The organism is Campylobacter sp. BCW_6467 (genome assembly GCF_001762855.1).
Taxonomy (GTDB): Bacteria; Campylobacterota; Campylobacteria; order Campylobacterales; family Campylobacteraceae; genus Campylobacter_D; species Campylobacter_D jejuni.
Genome location: NZ_MJXP01000042.1, coordinates 59,873 through 81,643, shown reverse-complemented (window position 1 = coordinate 81,643; position 21,771 = coordinate 59,873). Strand labels below are relative to the sequence as shown.

Annotated in this window: 21 protein-coding genes and 2 pseudogenes; 17 read left to right on the top strand and 6 right to left on the bottom strand. The window is 30.0% G+C overall.

The window, feature by feature from the left end; translation table 11 throughout:
• The 10 genes and pseudogenes from AJ888_RS05870 to AJ888_RS05825 form a co-directional block, all read left to right on the top strand.
• Nucleotides 1-368, top strand: a pseudogene (locus tag AJ888_RS05870) (hypothetical protein); the annotation flags it as partial.
• Nucleotides 365-958, top strand: a complete 594-nt coding sequence (locus AJ888_RS05865; RefSeq protein ID WP_070296195.1) for a hypothetical protein — start codon at nt 365-367, stop codon at nt 956-958. The pseudogene AJ888_RS05870 and the gene AJ888_RS05865, both read left to right, overlap by 4 nt.
• A complete protein-coding gene (locus AJ888_RS05860) occupies nt 951-2,252 on the top strand; it encodes an HAD-IA family hydrolase (protein ID WP_070296194.1) in 1,302 nt (433 codons plus the stop codon). The genes AJ888_RS05865 and AJ888_RS05860 overlap by 8 nt, the downstream gene beginning before the upstream one ends.
• Complete coding sequence (locus tag AJ888_RS05855) at nt 2,239-2,964, top strand: class II aldolase/adducin family protein (RefSeq protein WP_070296193.1); 726 nt, start codon at nt 2,239-2,241, stop codon at nt 2,962-2,964. The genes AJ888_RS05860 and AJ888_RS05855 overlap by 14 nt, the downstream gene beginning before the upstream one ends.
• A 1-nt stretch (nt 2,965) precedes the next feature.
• The gene (locus AJ888_RS05850; protein WP_070296196.1) at nt 2,966-4,459 is read left to right on the top strand and encodes a sugar phosphate nucleotidyltransferase; all 1,494 of its coding nucleotides are present in this window, start codon (nt 2,966-2,968) and stop codon (nt 4,457-4,459) included.
• 41 nt (nt 4,460-4,500) lie between these two features.
• A complete protein-coding gene (locus AJ888_RS05845) occupies nt 4,501-6,570 on the top strand; it encodes a capsular polysaccharide biosynthesis protein (protein ID WP_070296192.1) in 2,070 nt (689 codons plus the stop codon).
• Nucleotides 6,567-7,751: a capsule polysaccharide modification protein KpsS gene (kpsS, locus tag AJ888_RS05840; RefSeq protein WP_002862079.1), complete on the top strand. Its 1,185-nt coding sequence runs from the start codon at nt 6,567-6,569 to the stop codon at nt 7,749-7,751. Before AJ888_RS05845 ends, kpsS begins: the two co-directional genes overlap by 4 nt.
• A gap of 72 nt (nt 7,752-7,823) precedes the next feature.
• Nucleotides 7,824-8,945: a hypothetical protein gene (locus AJ888_RS05835; RefSeq protein WP_044794234.1), complete on the top strand. Its 1,122-nt coding sequence runs from the start codon at nt 7,824-7,826 to the stop codon at nt 8,943-8,945.
• A complete protein-coding gene (locus AJ888_RS05830; protein WP_002862077.1) occupies nt 8,942-10,303 on the top strand; it encodes a cytochrome P450 in 1,362 nt (453 codons plus the stop codon). Before AJ888_RS05835 ends, AJ888_RS05830 begins: the two co-directional genes overlap by 4 nt.
• Nucleotides 10,300-10,719, top strand: coding sequence for a hypothetical protein (locus AJ888_RS05825; RefSeq protein WP_002862076.1), 420 nt, complete (start codon nt 10,300-10,302; stop codon nt 10,717-10,719). Before AJ888_RS05830 ends, AJ888_RS05825 begins: the two co-directional genes overlap by 4 nt.
• Here the strand turns inward: AJ888_RS05825 and acpS are convergent, their stop codons facing one another.
• Together acpS and fliL are read right to left on the bottom strand one after the other, a co-directional pair.
• Nucleotides 10,720-11,067: a holo-ACP synthase gene (gene acpS, locus AJ888_RS05820; protein ID WP_002825806.1), complete on the bottom strand. Its 348-nt coding sequence runs from the start codon at nt 11,065-11,067 to the stop codon at nt 10,720-10,722.
• Entirely contained in the window at nt 11,068-11,604 is a 537-nt protein-coding gene (fliL, locus tag AJ888_RS05815; RefSeq protein ID WP_002862075.1) for a flagellar basal body-associated protein FliL, read from the bottom strand.
• 102 nt (nt 11,605-11,706) lie between these two features.
• Here fliL and pgmL point away from each other — a divergent pair.
• Both pgmL and AJ888_RS05805 read left to right on the top strand, forming a co-directional pair.
• A pseudogene (gene pgmL / locus AJ888_RS05810) lies at nt 11,707-13,096 on the top strand (phosphoglucosamine mutase PgmL).
• Nucleotides 13,097-13,143: 47 nt separating this feature from the next.
• Nucleotides 13,144-13,521 carry a DUF1090 family protein gene (locus AJ888_RS05805; protein WP_002862073.1) on the top strand — a complete coding sequence of 126 codons (378 nt, stop codon included), beginning with the start codon at nt 13,144-13,146 and terminating at the stop codon, nt 13,519-13,521.
• Nucleotides 13,522-13,551: 30 nt separating this feature from the next.
• Here AJ888_RS05805 and rsfS read toward each other — a convergent pair whose 3' ends face one another.
• Both rsfS and nadD read right to left on the bottom strand, forming a co-directional pair.
• Entirely contained in the window at nt 13,552-13,878 is a 327-nt protein-coding gene (rsfS, locus tag AJ888_RS05800; RefSeq protein ID WP_002862072.1) for a ribosome silencing factor, read from the bottom strand.
• A 27-nt stretch (nt 13,879-13,905) separates the two neighbouring features.
• Nucleotides 13,906-14,451 carry a nicotinate (nicotinamide) nucleotide adenylyltransferase gene (gene nadD / locus AJ888_RS05795; RefSeq protein WP_002862071.1) on the bottom strand — a complete coding sequence of 182 codons (546 nt, stop codon included), beginning with the start codon at nt 14,449-14,451 and terminating at the stop codon, nt 13,906-13,908.
• 59 nt (nt 14,452-14,510) lie between these two features.
• Here nadD and gap point away from each other — a divergent pair, with 59 nt between their 5' ends.
• The 5 genes from gap to AJ888_RS05770 are packed head-to-tail and all read left to right on the top strand — an operon-like array spanning nt 14,511 to nt 19,707.
• Entirely contained in the window at nt 14,511-15,509 is a 999-nt protein-coding gene (gene gap, locus AJ888_RS05790; protein ID WP_002862070.1) for a type I glyceraldehyde-3-phosphate dehydrogenase, read from the top strand.
• Nucleotides 15,510-15,511: 2 nt separating this feature from the next.
• Nucleotides 15,512-16,714: a phosphoglycerate kinase gene (locus AJ888_RS05785; protein WP_002862069.1), complete on the top strand. Its 1,203-nt coding sequence runs from the start codon at nt 15,512-15,514 to the stop codon at nt 16,712-16,714.
• Entirely contained in the window at nt 16,711-17,382 is a 672-nt protein-coding gene (locus AJ888_RS05780; RefSeq protein ID WP_002862068.1) for a triose-phosphate isomerase, read from the top strand. Before AJ888_RS05785 ends, AJ888_RS05780 begins: the two co-directional genes overlap by 4 nt.
• A 3-nt stretch (nt 17,383-17,385) precedes the next feature.
• The gene (gene fabI / locus AJ888_RS05775; protein WP_032603368.1) at nt 17,386-18,210 is read left to right on the top strand and encodes an enoyl-ACP reductase FabI; all 825 of its coding nucleotides are present in this window, start codon (nt 17,386-17,388) and stop codon (nt 18,208-18,210) included.
• 3 nt (nt 18,211-18,213) lie between these two features.
• Nucleotides 18,214-19,707, top strand: coding sequence for a hydrogenase small subunit (locus AJ888_RS05770; RefSeq protein WP_070296191.1), 1,494 nt, complete (start codon nt 18,214-18,216; stop codon nt 19,705-19,707).
• On the opposite strand, the gene feoB is transcribed toward AJ888_RS05770, so the two are convergent.
• Both feoB and AJ888_RS05760 read right to left on the bottom strand, forming a co-directional pair.
• Nucleotides 19,704-21,545, bottom strand: a complete 1,842-nt coding sequence (gene feoB / locus AJ888_RS05765; RefSeq protein WP_070296190.1) for a ferrous iron transport protein B — start codon at nt 21,543-21,545, stop codon at nt 19,704-19,706. The two genes, AJ888_RS05770 and feoB, sit on opposite strands and share 4 nt — an antisense overlap.
• A complete protein-coding gene (locus AJ888_RS05760; protein WP_002779147.1) occupies nt 21,542-21,766 on the bottom strand; it encodes a ferrous iron transport protein A in 225 nt (74 codons plus the stop codon). The genes feoB and AJ888_RS05760 overlap by 4 nt, the downstream gene beginning before the upstream one ends.
• Nucleotides 21,767-21,771: the final 5 nt, after the last annotated feature.

Below are 21,771 nucleotides of genomic sequence, written 5' to 3'. Positions count from 1 at the left end.
ATTCAGCTAAAGCTCGTATTCAAAACCAACTCTCTTATAAACTTGGTCAAGCTATGATAGTTAATTCTAAATCTATATTTGGTTATATAAGAATGCCTTTTGTATTATCATATATTTATGACAAGCACAAACAAGAACAAAAAATCTTTCAAGAAAAAATAAAAAAAGATCCTTCTTTAAAACTACCTCCATTAGAAGCTTATCCTGATTACAAAGAGGCTTTAAAAGAAAAAGAATGTTTTACTTATAAACTTGGTCAAGAATTAATCAAAGCTAATAAAAATTGGTATGGGGGGGGGTATATCAAGTTGTTGCTTGAGATTAGGAAGTTGAAAAGGGAATTTTATATAAAAAAGGATATAAGATGATATTTTTACATCGTCAAAATAATTTGGAGTTTTCTATTGAAAATTATGGCATAGAAATTGACTTGAGATATAATGAAAAATTAGTATTAAACCACGATTTATTAGAAAAAAAATCTGTATATCCTTTTTTAAAAGAAAAAATTCAATTTATGAAAAATATCCCTATAATTTGCAACGTGAAAGAATCGGGATTAGAGGAAAAAACGATAGAGTTGCTCGGTAATAATTTTGAATATTTTTTTTTAGATTCTCAAATTCCAGATATTTTAAGATTATCAAAAAATGGACATCAAGGTAAATTTATTATTAGAATCTCAGATGTTGAATTTTACAATAAAAGACTTATGGAAATTAGTAAACCTAAGTATGTTTGGATAGATTATTCACAATTTTTTAATTTCAATCTTAAAGATTATCAAGAATTTATTTATAATGTCAAGCCAAAACTAGAACAAGTTGAACCTATATTGGTTTCTCCTGAGTTATATGATCTATCATATATAGAACTTATAAAACCTATTCAAAGTATTCTGCCAAAAGGATTTTCTGTGTGCACCAAAAAACCTGAGCTATGGAGTATGTATGTTTAATTTTAAAAAAATAGCTGAAAAATATAAACTTATTATGGTTGATATTGATAATACTTTGTTTAATTATACATTTGCACACAAAAATGCTTTAGAAGTTGTAATGAAACAATATGGTTTTACGCTAGAAGATTATGATCTAGCAAAAAAGATGATTGCAAAAAGAGGATTATCTGCAAATCATCATAAAAAAGAATTGTATTTTAAACTTATTTGTGAAAATAAAAATATTCATTTTTCAAAAGCTAGTGAAATGTTTAAATTATATATTTCTATTTTTACAAGAAATTTAAAAGTAGACAAAACAATGTTTGAATTTTTATATTTTATTAAAAGTCTTAATAAAAAAGTAATAGCTATAACAAATTTTTATTTTATTGAGCAAATCCATAAGCTAAATTGTGCAAATTTGACAAATATGATTGATTATTTGGTATGTTCTGAAGAATTTGAACTTGAAAAGCCAAATAAAGCACTTGTCAATAGAGCTTTAGAACTTTATAGAGAGCTTGTTGATGAAGAAGAAATTGTAATGATTGGAGATTCTATTGCCGATGATTTTCTAGGGGGGGGGTATAGGATAAATTATTATCCATATAATTGTTCAAAATTGCTGATTTCAATTTCTGGAAAAAGCGGAAGTGGAAAGACTACTTTGAGCAATGCTATTGATGAAATACATAAAAGTTTTATTATTAGCACAGATGGCTATCATAAATATGAAAGACATTCTAAAATGTGGGAGAGAGTGACGCATTATAATCCGGAGGCAAATAATCTTATTCAACTGGCTATAGATATAAAACATATCTATCAAGACATAGGGAATAAACTATATATACCATTGTATGATCATAAAAATGGAGTGATTGTTAAATCTGATGAGATTAAGATCAAAGATTTAGACATTGTAATTATAGAGGGTTTACATACTCTATATCAAGAGGTTATAGGAGATTTTGTAAAAATTAAAATATACATTGATTCAGATGAAGCAGATAGGCAGAAGATAAATAGAGATAGTAAAGAAAGAAATTACAGTCATTCAAAGATTATAAATACTATACAAAAGCGAAAAGAGGATTATAAAAAATACCTTGAAAAACAAAAAGACAATGCAAATTTTTTAATTATAGTTAGAGATGGTGTTTTTAAAATACATCTAAGAGATATATTATTGAGTGATTATTTAAAAAAAGAATATACTGGTAGATATGAAGATTTGATTCAGACTGTAAAAGACATTTTTGGTTTGATTTTGCAAAATAGATGGGTAGGGAAAAATGATATACAGTAAAGAAAAACTTGATGAGTGTATTAAAGATTACCAAGAATTGTGTAAAATTTTTGGCAATATTTTGGATGCTCCTTCAAAAGGTGGAAATATTTCTATAAAGAATGATGAATATTTTATCATTAAGGCTTCAGGTGAGGATTTAAAAAAAGAACATAAAATTTCTATTTTTAAAAATAATATCAATTCTCTTTCTTATTGCAAAGATTATTCTGAAGATATTGTGAAACCATCTATGGAAATCAAAATGCATATAGTGTTTAAAAATAAATATGTAGCACATTATCATCCTGTTTATATTTTGCCTTATTTATGCGCCAAAGAATATAAATTTAAAAATTATAAAGCTATTGATTTTGCTTTACCCGGAAATGATTTGTATGAAGCATTAAGAAAAAATTATTCTTATCAAGAAAAAGGTATAATATTGCTACGAAATCATGGTGTTGTTGTTTACGCAGAGCAAATTCAAGATATAATAGAATTATATAATCAATTAAAAAGTGAGTTTTTTGAACAAAATGATTTTGTATATACTCCAGATGATGCAGTTGATAAGACTAATGAGGAGCTATGGTTATTTAGAAATGTAATGGAGAATATTGCTATTAAAAAACAAATTAATCTAAACCCATTAAAAGTGAGTGAAGTTGATAAATTGTTGAATTTGCCTGATGAGCAATATAGAAAAAAAATTATGGAAAGTGAGAGTTAGAATGAATATTATTATACCCGCAACTGGAATAGGCAAGAGATTTAAAGAAGCTGGATATAAAGATTTAAAACCTTTTATTAAGGTTATGGAAGATAAGGTTATTTTGGATTACGTGGTTGAATGCTTTGATGTTCAAAATGATATTTTTTATTTTATTGTCCAAGAGTGTGAGAAAAGTAAATTTGAAGATTTTGTTTTATCTAGAAAAATTAAAGCAAAAATTATTATTTATAAAAGGGAAAAACTAGGACCTGCTGGAAGCTTATATGGCGTGGTGTCACAGTTACAAGATATACTTGATGAGGAAGTTATTGTTAGCTATTGTGATTTTGGACAAGAATGGGACTACAAAGATTTTCTGCAATTTGTACAAGAAAACCCAGAAGCTCAGGCTATAATTCCTTGTTATACTGGCTGTCATCCTCATTTATTGCCTTTAGAAAATGTGTATGCAGCATGCAAGGTATATGATAATACTTATAAAGTATACGAAGTTATAGAAAAATATAATTCTAAGAATAAATTTGAAGAATACTATTCTTCCGGTATTTATTATTTTAGAACCTTAAAGTTGGCTATTGAAGCAATAAAAAAACAAATAGAAGCAAAAGATATGGTTTCTGGAGAATATTATGTGTCAGTAACTAATAATTATCTAGAAAATGTTTTGTGCTATCCTTTAATAGAGAAGTTTTATCAATTTGGTACTCCAAAAGATTTTGAATATGTAAAAGAAAAACTTAATTCACAAGATGTTAATAATGAAAAAATAAAAATACAAAACACTGTTATATTGTCTGCTGGTAGAGGAGAGAGATTTTTAAACCTTAATTTTAACCAACCAAAACCATTTTTACCTCTTGGTAAAACAAGTATTATAGAGAGTATAATTGACACTCTAAAAGATGTTGAGACGAAAATTATTTGCGTTGGTGCACAAGATCATGAAAAATATTGGGAAAATATAAAACAAGAAATAAGGTTTGTCAAGCCTAATAAGATTGGTGCGGCGTATTCTTATAAAGAATCTTGTGGAAATTTATCAGGCGATGTTTTAATTCTTCCGTGTGATTTAATTGCTAAGCACATTAATAAAGATTTTAAAAGATTGCAAAAAGAATGCGAAGCTATTGTATTTGTTACACATGCTTCTAAATATAATGTTAATAATCCGCATTATTTTACTTGGGTAGAAGGGGAAAATAATAAAATAGATAATATTTTTGTTAAAAATAGATCTAATGATGCAAATTTGGTAATGATAGGAAGTTTTTATTTTAAGGAAAATTCTTTGCTGTTGGAATATATGGACAAAATATTCCAAAAGAATATAAAAACTAATGGTGAATTTTATATAGATAATGTATTCGAGTTGCTAATTAAAAAGTATAAGATAGGTTATATGATTGTTGATAATTATTTTTCTTTTGGGACTCCGGAAGAATATTTAGAAAATAAATATTGGTATAATATTTCTAAAGGTAGTGTAAGGTAATGAATTTTTTGATATAATTTTCTTTAATTTGAAGGGGGATTATGAAATTTCACACTACCTCTAGAAAACTTAAAAAAAATATTAAAAACTTTTATAAAATGGTTGCATGTAGCACTGATAAAAATATAGTAAAAGAAGATATTTTTATAGGCTGGGGACGCAAAAAATCAGGTTTAAAAGCTATGAATTTAGCTAAAAAATATAAGGCTAAATTCATACTTTTAGAAGATGGATTTATCCGCTCATTAAACTTAGGGGTTGAAAATAGTCCAAGTTTTTCTATAATTAAAGATGATATAGGCGTTTATTATGATGCAACAGCACCTTCAAAGCTTGAAAATCTTTTAAATACTTATGAATTTAAAGATGAAGAAATCAAACAAGCTAAAAAAGCTATAGAGCTTATCAAAAAATATAAAATTAGCAAGTATAATAACAATCTTGATATCCCAGATGATTATTTTCAAAAAGATGAAAAACGCGTTTTAATCATCACTCAAACAGCCAATGATGCCTCTCTTGAATTTGGTTTTGCTAAAGATTTTAAAACTGTCGATATGATAAAAGATGCCATAAAAGAAAATCCTGATTCTAAAATTTATATAAAAATCCATCCTGATGTTTTAAGCGGTAAAAAACAAAGTGATTTAGTTATAAATTCCTTACCTAAAGAATGTATTTTAATCACTGAAAATTTTAATCCCATAGCCTTGCTTGAGTTTTTTGATAAGGTTTATACCAAAACTTCTGGTATGGGTTTTGAAGCTTTGATACAAGAATGTGAGTGTGTTTGTTATGGCATGCCATTTTATGCAGGTTGGGGTCTAACAAAAGATAAATTAGAGTGTAAAAGAAGGATGCAAAAAAGAAGTTTAGAAGAAGTTTTCTATGCTGCTTATATACTTTATGCTGAGTATTTTAATCCTTATTTAAATCAAAAAAGTAATATTTTTGACACTATTCAAACTTTAGCAAAATATAAAAGCATAGAAAAGGCAAATTCTAATAGACTTTTTATGCTAGGCTTTACCTTATGGAAAAGGCATTTTATCAAGCCTTTTTTTAAGGCCAAAGATAATGAAATTATTTTTTTAAATTCTATTAAATCTTTAGTTAGATACAAGCTTAAAGAAGATGATAAATTTTTTATTTGGGGTAGAAGGATAGATTATAATATTCTTAAAAGCACTCTTATAAAAAAAGCGCAAGATGAGAATTTATCTCATTTTACTCCTAAAATTTCTTTAGTAGAAGATGGTTTTATTCGTTCGATTTCATTGGGTTCTGATCTTACGCGCCCTTTTTCTTTAATCGTTGATGATAAAGGACTTTACATTGATCCAAACAAACCAAGTAAACTAGAAGAGCTCTTGCAAAACGAAATCTTTGATGAAAATATGCTAAATAGGGCGAAAAATATTATAAAAATCTTACTTGAGAACCGCTTTTCAAAATACAATGGCTTAAAGCATGAAGACTTAAAAATCAATGCCAAAATAGGACAAAAGATTATTTTAATCCCTGCTCAAGTTGAAGATGATGCTTCGATGATTTTAGGGGGTTTTGGCTTATCCACTCTTGATTTACTTAAGGAGGTGCGTGCTAAAAATCAAGATGCTTATATCATCTTTAAACCCCATCCTGATGTGTTAAGTGGCAACCGTGTGGGTTTAAAAGATGAAACACTCATCTTGGAATTTTGTGATGAGATTGTAAAAGATTGCAGTATTGATAGTGTCATAAAAATTGCTGATGAAATTCACACTATTACTTCTACAAGTGGTTTTGATGCTCTTTTAAGAGCTAAAAAAGTTTTTACTTATGGTATACCTTTTTATGCGGGTTGGGGTTTAACAAAAGATAAACATAAATGCGAAAGAAGAACAAGAAAACTAAGCCTAGAGGAGCTTGTAGCAGGTGCTTTGATTACATATCCAAGATATATAAATCCTAAAACAAAAACTTTATGTGAAATTGAAGTTTGTTTAGATATAATGCTAAATTTACAAAAAGATTATTTTTCAAAAAAACATATAAAATTGGCAATAGATTTTAAAACTTTTATGCTTAGAAAAATAAGAAGATTTTATGAATTTTTAGCAAAGAAATGAGATTTAGCACTAAAATTAAAAAAGAATTTAGCGGTAAAAATGTTTTACTCTTGCAAGGGCCTGTGGGAAATTTTTTTCATCATCTTGCAATGAAAATGAAAAAAAACCAAACCAAAGTTTTTAAACTCAATTTTAATGGTGGAGATTTTTTTTTCTATCCTAGTGGAACAAGGTGTAAGTGTGATGAAAAAGATCTTGAAAATTTCTATAGGGATTTTTTTCAAAGTAAAAAAATCGATGCTATTTTAATGTATAATGATTGTCGTATTATCCATGCTAAGGCTATTAAAGTGGCTAAAGAATTAGGAATTGAAGTATGGATTTTTGAAGAAGGGTATTTAAGACCTTATTGTATTACTTTGGAAAAAGATGGGGTGAATGCAAATTCTTCTTTGCCGCGTGATAAAAATTTTTATCTTTCTCAAAATATTTTTACCAAAGAAAGCATAAAAGAAATTCCAGGTGGATTTAAATTTATGGCTTTTGATGCTTTTTTGTATTGGTTGTTTGCTTTTATTTTGGCTCCATTTTTTAACAACAAACTTCATCATCGCACTTTATATCCTTTTGAATTTTTATTTTGGTTTAGATCATTGTATAGAAAATATCTTTATAAGATTACAGAAAAAAAACTAAATGAAAAGATTTATAATTTAGAAAAAAAGTACTTTTTGGCGATTTTACAAGTTTATAGCGATACGCAAATTAAATATCATTACAAAAAAAGCATAGAGCACTTTATAGAGGAAACCATACTTTCTTTTGCAAATCATGCAAGAGCTAAATCTTATCTAGTTTTTAAACACCATCCCATGGATAGGGGCTATAAGAATTATTCTAAACTCATAAACGATTTAAGTCAAAAATATCATGTAGAAGGAAGGGTTTTATATGTTCATGATACCCACTTGCCAGTTCTTTTAAGAAAGGCTTTAGGTTGTATTACTATAAATTCAACAGTAGGCCTTAGTGCTATTTTAGAAGGCTGTCCGACTAAGGTTTGTGGCAATGCTTTTTATGATTTTGAAGGCTTATCTTATCCAAAGAAACTTCAATTTTTTTGGCGTGAAGCTCATGCTTATAAACCTAATCCTATTTTGGTGTGTAATTTTAAGAAATATCTTTTACAAACTAACCAATTCAACGGCAATTTTTATAAAAATTTCTTTTTAGACAAATAAGACTAAAAAGCTTTGATTAAGAGAGCTTTTAAAGCAAAGTTGTTATAATTAAAAGCAAAAAGAAATTATTGTATGGATAGGGAAGTATTTTATATAGCAGGATATGATCCTAAAAGTTATAGATTTTATTATGATTTATTTAAAAAAAACCTAAAAGATTATTCTCATGCTTTTAACATTAAAGCTGATTTAAGCAAAATTGAAAAAAATGAGCCATTTCCTTTTTTTCAAATTTCTTGCGATGAAGTGCAAACTAAATATCATTTTTTAACATGGAATGATATTGTTAAGAAAAATTGGTCGGAAAATTACAAAGATGCCTTAGCAGATTGTTATAGTTTTTTTAGAATTTATACTATCACAGGGCTTTTTATCAAATTTGGCAAAGAGTCGATTTATCAACTTATCACAGGTTATTATCCTTTTTTTTATGTGTTATTTTCTTTACTATTTTCTTTGGTTTTAGTTTTTGGGAGTTTTGCTTTTTTGCAAAATTATATGCATTTTTCTTTAGCTATCATCATAGGATGTTTTTTAGGATTTTTGCTAAATCATTTTTTATTTAAATTAGGTAAGAAATTAGCTGTATTTTGGATAGCAAGAATTTGTGCTTTTTGTGCTACTTGGCAAGATAAAAAAACAGGCGCTATGCAAGAAAGAATCAAGCTTTTTGCAAATGTTATAGTAGAGAAGCTAAAACAAAACGAAAGCAAACAAGATTATGAGCTTATTTTAGTAGCGCATAGTGTTGGAACTATAGTTTGTATAGAAGTTTTGGAGTATATTTTAAGACAAAATTTAGATTTATCTTTACTTCGTAAATTAAAAATTCTTACTTTAGGAGAATGCATACCTTTAGTGAGTTATCAAAAAAAAGCAGATGAATTTAGAAAGAAGCTTGAATTTGTTTCAAGGTTTGATTTAAAATGGTATGATTACACATCGATTATTGATGGAGCATGTTTTCCTCAAGTGGATTTTTTCCGCACGAGTGGTGTAAATGCTAAATTTACACCCCCATTTTTAAGTGCTAAATTTCACACTTTATATGAAAAACATGAGTATAAAAAAATAAAAAGAGATAAAAACAAAGCGCACTTTTTATATCTTTATAGTATTAGTGTTAAAGGTGATTATGATTTTTTTTCTTTCATCATAATGCCTAAATTTTTAGAAGAAAAGGTAAAAATATGAGTGAATGTCCCTTTTTTCCAAAACCTTATAAAAATAAAGCTTCTACACTTTTAACTTTTTTGTTAAAGCGTAGATCTTGGCTTGATGGGCTTTATGAGCGTAGTTATAAAATGCAAACAGGCTATGTGAAGATGCCAAATTTTGATCTTTATGTTATAAATGATACTAAAGAAGTTAAAAGAATGATGGTTGATGAGGTTAGAGAATTTCCTAAAAGTGCATTTTTGCATGAGCTTTTAAGTCCGCTTTTGGGGGAGAGTATTTTTACTACAAATGGTGAAGTTTGGAAAAAACAAAGAGAGCTTTTGCGTCCAAGTTTTGAAATGACTCGTATCAATAAAGTGTTTAATCTTATGAGTGAAGCTGTGGCAGATATGATGGATCGTTTTAGCAAGTATCCAAATCATGCTGTTATTGAAGTAGATGAAGCTATGACTTTTATTACCGCTGATGTGATTTTTCGTACCATTATGTCTTCAAAACTCGATGAGGAAAAAGGTAAAAAAATCTTAAATGCCTTTGTGACTTTTCAAGAGCAAAGCGTGCATACAGCCATGCGTCGTATGTTTCGTTTTCCAAAATGGCTTTCTTATATATTAGGAGATCGTAAGCGTGCTAAGGCCGGAGATGTGATTAGGCAGGTTTTAAGTGACATCATAAAACCAAGATATGATATGGCGGATAATGCAGAATTTGAGGATATTTTAGGATCTTTGCTTTTAGTAGTGGATGCGGATACAAATAAGCGTTTTTCTTTTGAGGAAATTTTAGATCAAGTGGCTATGCTTTTTTTAGCAGGACATGAAACCACAGCAAGTTCTTTGACATGGACGCTTTATTTGCTTAGTCTTTATCCTAAGGAGCAAGAAAAAGCTTATGAGGAGATTACTCAGGTTTTACAGGGTGGAGCCATTGAAATTTCGCATCTAAGACAGTTTAAATACTTAACAAATATTTTTAAAGAATCTTTAAGACTTTATCCTCCTGTTGGATTTTTTGCAAGAGAGGCAAAAAAAGATACCCAAGTTAGAGATAAGCTTATTAAAAAAGGTTCTGGGGTGGTGATTGCTCCTTGGCTGATACACAGACATGAAGAATTTTGGACAAATCCACATGGATTTAATCCTTCTCGTTTTGAAGGAGAATACAAAAAAGATGCTTATTTGCCTTTTGGGGTAGGGGAAAGAATTTGTATAGGACAAGGTTTTGCTATGCAAGAAGCGATTTTGATTTTGGCTAATATTTTAAAAACTTACAAACTAGAACTTGAAGAAGGTTTTGTACCTGATGTAGTAGGGCGTTTAACAGTGCGTTCTGCTAATGGTATGAGGATAAAATTTAGCAAAAGAAAACTATGAAAAGAGTTAGAACTAAAATTCGTGCCAATTTTCGTCGTCGTGTAAAACGTACCTTAAAAGGAAGCTTAAAAGAAAAATTAGCAGGGACTATTCTGCTTTGTGCAATAGTACCTTTAGCAGTTTTAGGATATCTTTTTATCGTGATTATAGGAACTTTTTTTAATACCGCACGAGCAAGACAGGGTGTTAGAGCCTTAGATCATTTTGTAAATGCAAGCTTGTTTAATGGCTATGCTTGGGAGAGCGTTTCTTCTCATGCGTGGCGTGAAAGAAATCGCAAAAAATGGGCAAGGATTGTTATCAAAATCACAGATTTTTTTCAAAAAGATCATTGTAAAAGAGCAAATAAAAGAGAACAACCTGTGGTGGATTTCATACTTTCAAGAAATTTAGACAAGCAAACTATAGGAAAATAATCAAACTATAGCCACTATGGCTATAGCAAAACCATTATCATGAGAAATGCTTAGGGAAGTTTGAGTGATATTAAAATCTTTTGTAATTTTTTGAGAATATTTTAATTTAGGCGCGTTTTTTTCATCTTTTGATATTTCAATATCAAAAAAACTGCATAATTCACAAATTCCAACACCCAAAGCCTTGCTAGCAGCTTCTTTAGCAGCCCAAAGACCTGCTAGAGTTGCTGGATTTTTAATGAGTATTTGTTCTTTTGGGCTTAGAAATTTATCCAGAAAATTTTTGCCATGTCTAGAATGAATTTTTTCTATCCTAGAAATGGCGATGATATCACAGCCTACACGCATTTAAGAAACTACAAAATCCGTAAAATAAACATTTTTAATAAAGCCATCGGTTAAAATTTCATTGATTTTTCCAACTAGCTCATCTTTTAAACGTTCTTTGCCTTTTTGTGTACTTACTTCTTCAAAAGTTTTAGCTGTTAATGTACGAATAATAATATCACGAATCACTGGGACTTTTTTATCAAGTTCAGGTTTTAAAAGTTCGCTATTTTGTTCTAGTTCTATAGTGCATTTTACATATCTTGAGCCGCTATCGCTAAGTAAATTTAGGGTAAAAGGATCAAGTGGGTACATAGGACCTATATTAGCAAAATCACTACCTCGCTGAGTAGGAGCTGAAATTTTAGGTTTATCAGCTTTTGTCTCTTCTTTTGGAGCTTCTTTGACTTCACTTTCATCACTTGAACTGCTTGAAATAAGCCAAGCAATCACTCCCATAATACTAAGAAGTAAAACAAAAAGTAAAATAACAATAATAATTACAAGTGAACCGCCTTTTTTCTTTTTTGTTTCTTCGTTTTCTAATTCTTCATCCATAAATTTTCCTTCATTTAGTGAAATTAATGTAAAATTGTAGCAAAAATTTCTTTTCTATCCAAATTTGCTTTAGAAAAACGATAAATTTAGGTCAAAGAAGAGATGAATTTGAAGGAAAAAAATGTTAGATGTGATTTTTAGAGAATATGATATAAGAGGGCTTTATGGCAAAGAACTAAATGAAAAAAGTGTTAAGGCTATAGGTTTTTGCTTGGGACAAACCATGCTAAATAAAGGCTGTGAAAATGTGAGTGTGGGCTATGATGCAAGATATAGTGCAAATGAACTTTTTAATTATCTAGTGAGTGGATTTAACAAAGCGGGGATAAAAATCTATGATATAGGGCTTGTGCCAACTCCATTGGGATATTTTAGTCTCTATGAGGGCTTGAAATTTGATGCAAATGTTATGATAACAGGCTCTCATAACCCAAAAGATTATAATGGTTTTAAAATCACTATCAATAAAGAAAGTTTTTTTGGTGTGGAATTAAAAGAGTTTTCAAAAGAAGTTTATAAGCATTTAGATGATGATATTGAAGAAAATTTAGAAGTAGAAAAATACGATATTTTAAGCCTTTATGTGAAATTTATGTGCGAGCAATTTAGTTTTTTAAAGGATTTTAATTATAAATTTGGTGTTGATTGTACAAATGGTGCGGCTGGAGTGGTGATAGAGCCTTTAATCAAGGCTTTAAATTTAAAAGCTCATGTAATGTTTGCAAAGCCTGATGGACAGTTTCCAAACCATGCTCCAGATCCTACAGAAGAAGAAAACTTAAGTGCGATTAGAGAGTTTTTAAATCAAAATCAAGATTATTCTTTAGCTTTTGCTTTTGATGGGGATGCTGATAGAATGGTTGCTTTGAGTAAAACTCATGTATTTTGTGGGGATGAGCTTTGTTATTTGTTTGCTAAAAATATTCCTAATCCACGCATTTTAGGTGAGGTAAAATGTTCTAAAAATCTTTTTGATGAAGTGGCTAAATTTGGAACTATTTTTATGGGAAAAACAGGACATTCTAATATCAAAAAAATGATGAAAGAAAAAGATATTGATTTAGCTGCTGAAGTGAGCGGACATATTTTCTTTAAACATAGATATTTTGGTTATGATGATGGAATTTACGCATTTTTAAGAGCCTTAGAACTTGTTTATAAGGGTTTTGATTTAGAAAGTATGATTAAAGCTTTACCAAAACTTTATACTACGCCTGAAATTAAAATTCCTGTAAATGAAGAAGAAAAATTTAAACTTGTGGAAGAATTTCAAAAAGAGATTGAAAAAGGAGCTTTAAAAGGTGTTAAAAGTCTTTGTGAAATCGATGGAGCTAGGATAGATTTTGGCGATGGATGGGCTTTGCTTCGTGCATCTAACACCAGCCCTTATCTTATCACACGCTTTGAAGCAACTTCTTTAGAAAGAGCAAAAGAGCTTGAAAGTATGGTATTTACTTTATTTGATGATATAAAAGCTAGGCTTAAGAATTGATGAGATAATATTTCGTGATTTAAATTTATTTTAAAAAGGAATTAAAAATGAAAAAAATACTTGTTCTACTTTCGTTATGTGCCTTTGCTTTTGGTGCAAGTGAATGTGATAGAAAAATCGATCGTATCAATAAAGAAATCAGTTTTTCTAAAGCGCATAATGATACAGCTAGAACTTTAAGCTTGGAGCTTGCTTTAAAACAAGTGCAAAATGATTGTGTTAAAGATCCTATGTTTTATGATAAAAAGTTAGAAGCTAAAAAACTTAAAGAACAAGAAGTGGAAAAAATCGAAAAAGAACTTGATGCCTTAAAAGAACAAAAAGATTATATGAGTAAGGCTGAGTATAAAGCTAAAAAAGAAGCTTTAAAAGAACAAAAAGAGAAAATCAAAAAAGAAATTAAAGAATATATTGATAATCTCTAAAAATTAAAAGGCTAATTAAATTTAGCTTTTTTAAACCCTATCTTTTTTAAGATTTTCTAATAATTCTTCTATATTATAAATTCCTCTGTGTTCTGGTGTTAAAAGATGGATTAAAATATCACCAAGATCAATCACGCTCCATTCTTCACTACTATCTATGTTTAAAAATTCCTCACCTTTGGCTTTAAGTTGTGTTTTAAGTTCATCGATCAAAGATAGAGCGTGTCTTTCTCCTAAAGTAGCTGCGATAATGACATATTTTACAAAGTATTCTTGCTCACTCATGTCAATGGTTTTGATATCTTCAGCTTTTTTTTCATCTAAAATTTTAACGATTAAATCTATTCTTTCTTGCATTCTTTTCCTTTAATTTTTGAAATTGTATCAATTTTTTTGTAATTTTTCATAATATTTTTTTACTTCATCTTTAATTTCTTCACAAACTTCATTTGTATTTAAAGTATTGCGTATGAAAGAAGAAGCGATTTTTTTATCGGTTTTTAAATCTTTGAAATTCTTAGGAATTTCTATATCATTGCGATTGGCAATAACAAATTCTACTAAAGAATTAAGTTTTTCAAAATCATGCCAAAGATGAAGTTTTTCTAAATGATCTGCTCCGATTAAAAGATAAAATTTACTAGGATTATAAAGCTTATAAAGATATTTAACGCTTTCTATACTAGGAACAGGGCGTTTTTGCTTGGTTTCAAAATCACAAATTTCAACTTTTGGCAAATGCCCCCAAAGTTTTTTAACCCATAAGAATCTTTGCTTTTCATCAGCGCTAAAACTTTGTTTAAAAGGATTGATATAAGTAGGCATAATAATAAGCTTATCAATATCTAATTTTTCCAAAGCCTCTAAAACAACGCTATTATGACCATTATGCGGCGGATCAAAACTGCCACCAAAAAGTGCTATCTTCATTAAAATTTTAACCTTTTTTTTGTAGAATATTAACATTATATTTTGCAAAAGGAAATTAAATGGCTGTAAAAGTTGCTATAAATGGTTTTGGACGCATAGGCAGATGTGTTGCAAGAATCATCTTAGAAAGAAATGATATTGAGCTTGTGGCGATAAATGATACTACGGATATTGAACTTACAAAATACCTTTTTAAATACGATACAGTACATGGTGAATTTAAAGGCAGTGTTAATAGTGAAGGCGATGATTTAGTGGTAAATGGTAAAAAAATCAAAGTATTTAAAAGTCGCAATGTAAAAGATCTTGACTTTGCAAAATACGGGGCACAAATTGTTTTAGAATGCACAGGGGCGCATTTAACTATGGCAAAATGTCAAGAATTTATAGATATGGGAGTACAAAAAGTGATCATGAGTGCTCCTGCAAAAGATGATACTCCTACTTATGTTTTAGGAGTAAATTCAGAACTTTACAAGGGTGAAAGCATTATTTCTAATGCAAGTTGTACAACAAATTGCTTAGGTCCTGTTTGTCGTGTTTTACAAGATAATTTTGGTATCGAAAAAGGACTTATGACAACAATACATGCTTATACAAATGGACAAAGTATTATTGATGCTAAAGCTAAAGATAAACGCCGTTCTCGTGCTGCAGCACAAAATATCATTCCAACCTCTACAGGTGCAGCAAAAGCTATGAAACTTGTTATGCCTGAACTTAATGGCAAACTTCATGGACAAAGTATGCGTGTGCCAGTGATTGATGTATCAAGCGTGGATTTAACTGCACAACTAAGCCGTAAAGTCAGCAAAGATGAAATCAATGAAGCTTTTAGAAAAGCTGCAACTACAAATTTAAAAGGCATTTTAATGGTAGATGATGATGAAAGAGTTTCAAGCGATTTTATCACTTGTTCTTATGGAGCCATTGTGGCAAGTGATTTAACTCAAGTGATTGCGGATGATTTTATCAAGGTGATTGCTTGGTATGATAATGAATGGGGTTATTCAAGTCGTCTAGTAGATATGGCAGTATATATTGCAAATAAGGCTTAATCATGAGTGATATTATTTCTATAAAAGATATTGATTTAACTAAGAAAAAAGTTTTTATAAGATGTGATTTTAATGTTCCTCAAGATGATTTTTTAAATATCACCGATGATAGACGCATAAGATCAGCTATTCCTACGATAAGATATTGTTTGGATAATGGTTGTAGTGTGATTTTAGCCTCTCATTTAGGGCGTCCAAAAGAAATTAGCTCTAAATATTCTTTAGAACCTGTTGCTAAGCGTCTTGCTAGACTTTTAGATAAAGAAATTATTATGGCAAAAGATGTTATCGGCGAAGATGCAAAAACCAAAGCTATGAATTTAAAAGCGGGTGAAATTTTACTTCTTGAAAATTTGCGTTTTGAAAAAGGCGAAACTAAAAATGATGAAAATTTAGCCAAAGAACTTGCTTCTATGGTTCAAGTTTATATCAATGATGCTTTTGGAGTATGCCATAGAGCACATTCTAGCGTGGAGGCTATTACTAAATTTTTTGATGAAAAACACAAAGGTGCAGGATTTTTACTCCAAAAAGAAATTGATTTTGCAAGCAATCTTATCAAACATCCAGCACGTCCTTTTGTCGCTGTTGTTGGAGGTTCAAAGGTAAGTGGAAAACTTCAAGCATTGACAAATTTATTACCAAAGGTAGATAAATTAATCATAGGTGGAGGTATGGCATTTACTTTTTTAAAAGCTTTAGGTTATGATATAGGAAATTCACTTTTAGAAGAAGAACTTTTAGAAGAAGCTAATAAAATTCTTACCAAGGGTAAAAATTTAGGAGTGAAAATTTATCTTCCAGTAGACGTTGTAGCCGCTCCTGCGTGCTCACAAGATGCGCCGATGAAATTTGTTCCAGCGCAAGAAATTCCAAATGGTTGGATGGGTTTAGATATAGGACCTGCAAGTGTGAGACTTTTTAAAGAGGTGATTTCTGATGCGCAAACGATTTGGTGGAATGGACCTATGGGTGTTTTTGAGATTGACAAATTTTCAAAAGGCAGTATTAAAATGAGTCATTATATCAGCGAAGGACATGCAACTTCTGTTGTTGGAGGCGGTGATACGGCTGATGTGGTTGCGCGCGCAGGTGATGCAGATGAAATGACTTTTATTTCCACTGGAGGTGGCGCTTCTCTTGAACTTATAGAAGGTAAAGAACTTCCAGGTGTAAAAGCTTTAAGATCTAAGGAAAATGAATGATCTTTGCTGCAAATTTAAAATGCAATCACACAAGAGCAAGTTTTAAAATTTATGCTGAAATTTTAAATAAAACTATGGGAGCAAAATGTGATGATATTATCGTTTTCCCACCTAGTGTAGCATTTTTAGAAAATGAAAATAACTTCATACAAGGAGCCCAAAATTTTTATCCTTGTGTTAATGGTGCTTTTACAGGCGAGCTTGGAAAAGAGCATTTGGACGAATTTGGGATCAAATGTGTTTTAATCGGGCATTCTGAAAGAAGAGCTTTAGGAGATGAAGAATTTATTAAGGCTAAATTTGATTTTGCTAAAGAGCATGGCTATAAAATTGTTTTTTGTATAGGTGAAAATTTAGATACAAAAAATTCAGGCAAGACTTTAGAGTTTTTAAAAAAACAACTTGAAATGATTGATTTAAATTATGAAAAACTCATTATCGCTTATGAGCCTATTTATTCTATAGGAACGGGAGTGAGCGCACAAAGTACAGATATCGCTAAAGTGCTTGAATTTTTAGCGAGTTTAACTAAGGCACCTTTGCTTTATGGTGGAAGTGTGAATGAAAATAATATTAAAGAAATTTTAAGTGTAAAACATTGTGGTGGAGTTTTGATAGGCTCTGCAGCGTTAAAAGTAGAAAATTTTATAAAATTAATCAAAGGATAAAAGATGATTATGAAGGGTAAAAAAGGCCTTATTGTAGGGGTTGCGAATAATAAATCTATCGCTTATGGCATAGCAAAAGCATGTTTTGATCAAGGAGCCGAGCTTGCTTTTACTTTTTTAAATGATGCTTTAAAAAAACGCGTAGAACCTATAGCACAAGAGTTTAATTCTAATTTTGTTTATGAGCTTGATGTAAATAATAACGAGCATTTAGATTCTATCGCTGAAAAAATCAAAAAAGATTTAGGTGAGATTGATTTTGTAGTGCATGCGGTTGCTTTTGCTCCAAAAGAAGCTTTAGAAAATTCTTTTTTAGAAACTTCAAAAGAAGCTTTTGATATAGCTATGCAAACTTCTGTGTATTCTTTACTTTCTTTAACACGTGCGCTTTTACCTATTTTAAAAGATAAGGGTTCGATTTTGACTTTAAGTTATCTTGGTGGGGTTAAATATGTACCTCATTATAATGTTATGGGTGTAGCAAAAGCTGCACTTGAAAGTTCTGTGCGTTATCTAGCAAGAGATTTAGGGATAAAAGGAATCCGTGTTAATGCTATTTCAGCAGGTCCTATTAAAACTTTAGCAGCAAGTGGAATAGGAGATTTTAGAATGATTTTAAAATACAATGAAATTAATTCTCCTTTAAAACGCAATGTTAGTATAGAAGATGTAGGAAATTCGGCTATGTATTTACTTAGCGATTTAGCAAATGGTGTTACAGGTGAAATACATTATGTTGATGCAGGATATAACATCATGGGTATGGGTGATGTTGAGAAAAATGAAGAAGGGCAAACTGTTCTTTGTTGGGATAATCAAAAAGGATAAAAAATGGCAAAGCTTAGCAATGAAGAATTAAAAAATATACTTGAAAATCGCATTAAAAAACTTGAGAATTCTACTTTAAAAGAGGATAAGGTTATCAATGAAGAAAGTGTAAAAATTCTTGCTAGGCATTTATCTTTAGGCAATGAAATTCCAGCTCTTGCTCAAAGATTTTTTCAAATCGCACCTAAAACAAAGTTAGTATGGCTTCATCTTTGTGAATGTACAGGGTGTAGTGAGAGTTTGTTGCGTTCTGAGTTGCCAAGTTTTGATGAGCTTATTTTTGATTTTTTTTCTTTAGAATATCATGAAACTTTAATGGCAGCAAATGGCACTAAGGCTGAAGAGCTTTTAGAGCATGTTTTAGAAGAAGATTTTATTTTAGCGGTTGAAGGTGGTGTTGCAGCCATTGATACCTTTTTTCTTACTATAGGAGCGCAAGGAGAGAGTGGCTATGAAATTTTAGAAAAACTAGCCGCTAAAGCCAAGGCTATCTTTGCAGTGGGTACTTGTTCAAGTTATGGTGGTATTCAAGCTGCTTATCCAAATCCTAGTAAAACTTGTGGTATTAGCGAAGTTTTAAGTCAGAAAGTAGTAAATATTCCGGGTTGTCCTCCAAGTGATATAAATATCATTGCGACTTTAAGTTTTTTTGCTTTATTTGGAGTTTTGCCTGAACTTGATGAGCAAAATCGTCCTGTGTGGGCTTATGGTAAATGTTTGCATGATATGTGTGAAAGAAAGGCGAAATTTGAAAGTGGGATTTTTGCTGAACATTTTGACGATGAAGCTGCAAAGAATGGAGCTTGTTTATTTAAGATAGGTTGTAAAGGACCTTATACTTACAACAACTGTCCTAAAGTGAAATTTAATGCTAAAACTTCTTGGCCAGTGGCTGCAGGACATGGTTGTATAGCCTGTAGTGAGAAAAATTTTTGGGATGAGTTTGGGAATTATGAAAAGCCTATGGCAAATATTTTTTCTTACGCTAAACTTTGCAATGAAGAGTTAAAACAAGAATTTTTTCTAGAAGTGCAAATTAAAATTTTAGAACAAATAGATTTTGAATTTGAAAGCAATATAAAACTTATTTTACAAAATATAGCTAAAAATAAATTAGGTGCTTTGCTTGTAGAAAATTATAAAAAATCTTTTGAGAAAAACTATGCTTTTATAGAACAAAATTTTGATGAAAATCCTATGCCTTCAAAAGATTTTTGGAAATATCTTGAGATGAGTTTTATTTTGGTTAAAGGCGCATTTTTAAAAGATAAGAATGATTTTTTAATTGCGGCAAAAAATTATGCTTTTAAACATGCAAGTCCTTATGATTTTAAGTTAAATATGAACGCTGAAAAACCAAAGCTTGATGTGAATAAATCTTTTCGTATGACTTTAATCTATCTTTGTGGTGGGCTTGATTTTGAAGGTATTGCTTATAGTATTTTAAAAGCTTTTGAAGATAATATTACTAAAATTTCATCATTAAAAGCAAGTTAATTTAATAAAATTTTAGCAATATGAAGTCCTATAAAAGCTACTATATAAGCACTTGTGCAGGTAAAAAGAAAGAGAAAAAGAGTGTATTTTAGCTTTCCACTTTCTTTTGAAAAAACTATAGTTGCTGCAAAGCAGGGATTATAAATCATTACAAATAAAATAAAAGCCACTGCACTTGGTATAGGTATGTTTTTAGCGATAATTCCTTTTAAATCATTATTTGTTTCATCTACATCTTTTCCTAGTGAATAAAGCACGCCCATAGTTGAGATCATCACTTCTTTAGCAGCCAAACCACTGATTAAAGATACGCTTAATTTCCAATCTAACTCAAGGGGTTTAAAAATAGGTTCTATGCTTTTGCCAAATTGTCCTAAATAACTTTGTTCTATAGCTCTTTCTTGGGCATTAAAATCATTTAAATTTTCTTCACTTTTTGGAAAATTGCTAGCAAACCATATGAGCAAAGAGGCCAAAAGTATGAAAGTTCCTGCTTTTTTAAGATACATTTTGGCTTTATTATAAACCATAAACCAAACTAAATGCCAATTTGGCATACGATATTTTGGCATTTCCATAACAAAAGGTTCATCAAGTCCACGAAATGCTGTCATTCTTAAAAATTTTGCAGCACAAAGTCCTAAAATCGCACCTAAAATATAAATTCCAAAAAGATAATTTCCTGCTTTTTCACTTGGAAAAAAAGCACCGATAAAAAGCACATATACAGGAAGTCTTGCCCCACAACTCATAAAATTGATCACAAAAAGAGTTAAAAGCCTATCTCTTTTGTTCTTAAGAGTGCGTGTAGCCATAAAAGCAGGTACCGAACAACCAAAGCCAGTGATTAGTGGAATAAAACTTTTACCATGCAAACCAAATTTATGTAAAATCCCATCAAGTAAAAAAGCTACTCTTGACATATAGCCTGTGGTTTCTAAAAGAGCTATGCCTAAAAATAAAATCATTATATTAGGTAAAAAAAGTATCACAGCGCCAACACCTGCGATAATCCCATCAGCCAAAGCTGAAGCGATAAAGGTATTAGAAATATTGTTTTTAACAAATTCACCTAAGGCATTAAAGCCTGATTCTATATAATCCATAGGAATTTGTCCTAAGCTAAAGGTGAGTTGAAATAAAAGCCACATTAAAAATAAAAATATAGGTAAGCCAAAGAATTTATGGATAAGTAAGGCATCGATTTTTTTGGTTAAATTTCTTTCTTCTTTTTTGTGTGTAATAATTTTTTTTGAAAGTTCATTAATAAAATATAATAAATCTTCTTTTTCTGGACTTTTTTCGCAAAGCGGAGTATAAAATTGGGATCTTGGAATAAATTTATTTTCAAATAAAATAATAATTTTTTGCAGCAAAAGTTCTAAATTTTCTTTTGTTTTTGCTGAAATTTCAACAACTTGACTTTGAAATTCTTGGCTTAAAATAGAAGTGTCAAGCTCTATACCTTCTTTTTTGGCTTCATCGCACATATTTAAAGCTAAAAGCATTTTTTTATTAAGGCTTAAAAGTTCTGCACTAAGGATAAGATTACGTTCTAAATTGGTGGCATCTAAAACATTAACAATAACATCATAGTCATTTTGATTTAAAAAATGACGTGTGATTTTTTCTTCTTCGCTATATCCATCCAAAGAATAAGTTCCTGGCAAATCAATGACTTCAAATTCATAGTTTTTGTAAAAAGTTTTTGCGCTTGCTTTTTCTATAGTAACTCCGCTAAAATTTCCTACTTTCATATTGGCTTTGCAAAGCGCATTAATAAGAAGACTTTTGCCTACATTAGGCTGACCTACAAGGGCTATCTTGATTTTTTTCATATAAGATTCACTTCTATGGTTTTAGCTTCATCAGATCTTAGGATAACACAACTTGTATCAAGTTCTACCATTATGGTGGCATTTTTTAAAGAGGAGTGAATTTTTTTCAAGTTTTTATTTTTAATAAATCCAAAGCTTAAAAGTCTATTTTTGAGTTCTTTGTGAGCGTTTAAATTGACAATAATAGCCTTTTGTCCATCTTTTAACTCGTTTAAAGTCATTGTAA

Coding starts and splice junctions, on each gene's coding strand:
- AJ888_RS05865 (WP_070296195.1), top strand. CDS start 365: ATGATATTTTTACATCGTCAAAATAATTTGGAGTTTTCTATTGAAAAT.
- AJ888_RS05860 (WP_070296194.1), top strand. CDS start 951: ATGTTTAATTTTAAAAAAATAGCTGAAAAATATAAACTTATTATGGTT.
- AJ888_RS05855 (WP_070296193.1), top strand. CDS start 2,239: ATGATATACAGTAAAGAAAAACTTGATGAGTGTATTAAAGATTACCAA.
- AJ888_RS05850 (WP_070296196.1), top strand. CDS start 2,966: ATGAATATTATTATACCCGCAACTGGAATAGGCAAGAGATTTAAAGAA.
- AJ888_RS05845 (WP_070296192.1), top strand. CDS start 4,501: ATGAAATTTCACACTACCTCTAGAAAACTTAAAAAAAATATTAAAAAC.
- kpsS (WP_002862079.1), top strand. CDS start 6,567: ATGAGATTTAGCACTAAAATTAAAAAAGAATTTAGCGGTAAAAATGTT.
- AJ888_RS05835 (WP_044794234.1), top strand. CDS start 7,824: ATGGATAGGGAAGTATTTTATATAGCAGGATATGATCCTAAAAGTTAT.
- AJ888_RS05830 (WP_002862077.1), top strand. CDS start 8,942: ATGAGTGAATGTCCCTTTTTTCCAAAACCTTATAAAAATAAAGCTTCT.
- AJ888_RS05825 (WP_002862076.1), top strand. CDS start 10,300: ATGAAAAGAGTTAGAACTAAAATTCGTGCCAATTTTCGTCGTCGTGTA.
- acpS (WP_002825806.1), bottom strand. CDS start 11,067: ATGCGTGTAGGCTGTGATATCATCGCCATTTCTAGGATAGAAAAAATT.
- fliL (WP_002862075.1), bottom strand. CDS start 11,604: ATGGATGAAGAATTAGAAAACGAAGAAACAAAAAAGAAAAAAGGCGGT.
- AJ888_RS05805 (WP_002862073.1), top strand. CDS start 13,144: ATGAAAAAAATACTTGTTCTACTTTCGTTATGTGCCTTTGCTTTTGGT.
- rsfS (WP_002862072.1), bottom strand. CDS start 13,878: ATGCAAGAAAGAATAGATTTAATCGTTAAAATTTTAGATGAAAAAAAA.
- nadD (WP_002862071.1), bottom strand. CDS start 14,451: ATGAAGATAGCACTTTTTGGTGGCAGTTTTGATCCGCCGCATAATGGT.
- gap (WP_002862070.1), top strand. CDS start 14,511: ATGGCTGTAAAAGTTGCTATAAATGGTTTTGGACGCATAGGCAGATGT.
- AJ888_RS05785 (WP_002862069.1), top strand. CDS start 15,512: ATGAGTGATATTATTTCTATAAAAGATATTGATTTAACTAAGAAAAAA.
- AJ888_RS05780 (WP_002862068.1), top strand. CDS start 16,711: ATGATCTTTGCTGCAAATTTAAAATGCAATCACACAAGAGCAAGTTTT.
- fabI (WP_032603368.1), top strand. CDS start 17,386: ATGATTATGAAGGGTAAAAAAGGCCTTATTGTAGGGGTTGCGAATAAT.
- AJ888_RS05770 (WP_070296191.1), top strand. CDS start 18,214: ATGGCAAAGCTTAGCAATGAAGAATTAAAAAATATACTTGAAAATCGC.
- feoB (WP_070296190.1), bottom strand. CDS start 21,545: ATGAAAAAAATCAAGATAGCCCTTGTAGGTCAGCCTAATGTAGGCAAA.
- AJ888_RS05760 (WP_002779147.1), bottom strand. CDS start 21,766: ATGACTTTAAACGAGTTAAAAGATGGACAAAAGGCTATTATTGTCAAT.